A 2,867-nucleotide genomic window follows, 5' to 3' on the forward strand; every position below is an offset into this window, starting at 1 on the left:
GGGCGATGTCGCTATCCCCCGAACTCTCTAGGAGAGGGCCATGCCCGCGATGCTCGTGAACCGGATTCATGATAAGCATCGCGGGCATGGCCCGCTCCTAGAGAGTTCGGGGGATTGCGACATCGCCCGCCGTCACGCGTGCCGGAGCATGGCGAAAATTTCGCCATCCATCTTGACAGGCCCGTCGTGCAAGGCCGTCGCGCGGTTATCCACAGTTTCGTGCACGCGTCATCCACACCCGCTGTGGAGAACCCCGCGACCGGCGATGGACGTTCCCGGCCCTGAAAGCATCACGCCACCCGAAGGTGGCGTGATGGAACGCGTCGGGATGCGTCGAGTGCTTACTTGACGGGCTTGCCCGCCGGTGCGCTGGACGGCGCGGTCAGGCCACGCTTCTCCAGCAGCGGCTCGATCTTCGGATCGTGGCCGGCGAAGTCGCGGAACAGCTTCATCGCATCCTGGCTGCCGCCCTGCGACAGCAGGGTCTTGCGGAAGTGGTCGCCGTTCTCGCGCTTCAGGCCGCCGTTGTTCTTGAACCATTCCACGCTGTTGGCGTCCAGCACTTCCGACCAGATGTAGGCGTAGTAGCCGGCCGAGTAGCCGCCCATGATGTGGCTGAAGTAGGGCGTCTTGTAGCGCGGCGGCACCGGCTTGTAGTTGATGCCGTCCGCGGCCAACGCATCGGCTTCGAACTTCATCACGCCAGCCGCATCCGGTACCTGGTCGGCGGTGATCTGGTGCCAGCGCTGGTCGAGCATCGCGGCGCCCAGATACTCGGTCGTCGCGAAGCCCTGGTTGAATTTGGACGCTGCGATCACTTTGTCCAGCAGCGCCTGCGGCATCGCTTCGCCGGTCTTGTGGTGCTTGGCGTAGTTCGCCAGGATCGACGGCCAGTCGGCCCACATCTCGTTGACCTGCGACGGGTACTCGACGAAATCGCGCGGCACGCTGGTGCCGCTGAAGTACGGGTACTTCACGTCGGAGAACATGCCGTGCAGCGCATGGCCGAACTCGTGGAACGTGGTGGTCACTTCATCCCACGTCATAAGCGTGGGTTCGCCGGCCGGTGGCTTGGGCACGTTCAGGTGGTTGGCGACCACCGGCTGGTCGCCGGTCAGGCCGGACTGCGACACGTACGAGTTCATCCATGCGCCGCCGCGCTTGGAGTCGCGCGCATACGGGTCGAAGATGAAGATCGCCAGCTGCGACCCGTCGGCGTTGAACACGTCGTAGGTCCACGTGTCGGCGTGGTACTTCGGCAGGTCGGTGCGTTCCTTGAACGTCAGGCCGTACAGCTGGGTGGCGGCGAAGAACACGCCGTTCTCCAGCACGTTCTTCATCTCGAAGTACGGCTTGAGCTGCGATTCGTCGAAGTTGTACTTCGCGGCGCGCACCTTCTCGGTGTAGAACGCCCAGTCCCACGGCTCGAGCTTGAACGTCGGTTCGCCCTTGGCCTTCTGCTCCTGGTCGATCATCGCCTGCAGGTCGGCGGCTTCGCGCTTGGCGTTGGCCACCGCGGCCGGCGCCAGCTTGCCCAGCATCGCGTTGACGGCTTCGGGCGTGCGTGCGGTCTGGTCTTCCAGGCCGTAAGCGGCGTGGTTCGGGTAGCCCAACAGCTTCGCGCGGTCGGCGCGCAGCTTCATGATGCGCGAGACCAGCGCGGTGGTGTCGAATTCGCCGCCGCGGCTGCCGCGCGCGACCGAAGCTTCGTGCAGGCGCTGGCGCAGGGCCCGATTGGTCAGCTGCGACTCCGGCGGCTGGCCGGTGGTATTGAGCAGGGTCAGCACGTACTTGCCTTCCAGGCCGCGCTTCTTGGCCACGTCGGCTGCGGTGGCGATCTGGCCTTCGGTCAGGCCGTCGAGCTGCTTCACGTCGTCGACCACGACCGCCGACGCGTTCACTTCCTTCAGCACGTTGTCGCTGAAGGTGGTGCCCAGCGAGGCCAGTTCGCCGTTCATCTTCTTGAGCGTCGCCTTGTCGGCGTCGTTGAGATTGGCGCCCGACCGCACGAAGCTGGTGTGGTAACGCTCGATGAGGCGAACGCCTTCCGCATCCAGCCCCAGTTCGTTGCGCTTGTCGAACAGCGCCTTGATGCGCGCGAACAGCTTCGGGTTCAGGCTGATGGCATCGCCGTGGGCGGCGAACCTGGCGGAATAGTCGGCACGCAACTTGTTGCGCGCGTCATTGGTGTCGGTGCCCACGAGGTTGAAGAACACCGTGGTGGCGCGGTCCAGCACCTGTCCGCTCTTTTCCATCGCGATGATGGTGTTCTCGAACGTGGGCGCGGCCGGGTTGTTGGCGATGGCATCCATTTCCTTCAACTGCTCGGCCATGCCGGCGTCGAAGGCGGGAGCGAAGTCGCTGTCCTTGATCTTGTCGAACTGCGGGTAGTGCAGCGGCAGCGGGCTTTCCGCGAAGAAGGGGTTGGCGGCCTGGGGGGCCTGGGCGGCCTGGGTGGCCGGCGTGGCGGCCTGGCTGTAGGCGGGCATGGCGAGTCCGAGGGTCGCGGCGAGCGCGAGGGCGAGGCGGGTGGTCATGAAGCGCGACGTCCTTACAAAGGTGGATTCCCAAGGGTAACCCAGCGAAATGGGCCGGACCCATGACGAAAGGCATGGGCCGCCGGCCCGGCGTGCCTTCACGCTGCGGCAGAATGCGCCGAGCGCCCCCGACGGAGAGTCCTGTGAAGCCTGTCCTTGCCTTCTGCTGTGCATTGTTGCTGGCGCCGTCGGCGCTGGCTGCCGAGACGCTGAAGTACGTCGCCCTGGTCGATGGCGGAAAGAAGGCCGGCGAGCAGACGGTCACGGTGGGCGACGATGGCGTGACGCGCGTCGACTTCATCTTCAAGGACAACGGGCGCGGTCCGGAAC

Annotated in this window: 2 protein-coding genes; one reads left to right on the forward strand and one right to left on the reverse strand. The window is 65.3% G+C overall.

All coding sequences use genetic code 11. From position 1 onward, the window contains the following. Positions 1-341 precede the first annotated feature (341 nt). On the reverse strand, positions 342-2,537 hold the full coding sequence (locus AC04L7_RS15855; RefSeq protein WP_435999069.1) for a M3 family metallopeptidase: 2,196 nt from the start codon (positions 2,535-2,537) through the stop codon (positions 342-344). 143 nt (positions 2,538-2,680) lie between these two features. On the opposite strand from AC04L7_RS15855, the gene AC04L7_RS15860 reads away from it, so the two are divergent. Continuing rightward, positions 2,681-2,867: hypothetical protein (locus AC04L7_RS15860; protein WP_475513382.1), on the forward strand; the 187-nt coding region annotated here is incomplete at its 3' end.

It is taken from the genome of Pseudoxanthomonas sp. LjRoot204_2, from assembly GCF_056175765.1.

Bases quoted from the DNA above. Each gene is read 5' to 3' on its own strand.
- AC04L7_RS15855 (WP_435999069.1), bottom strand. From the start codon at position 2,537: ATGACCACCCGCCTCGCCCTCGCGCTCGCCGCGACCCTCGGACTCGCC.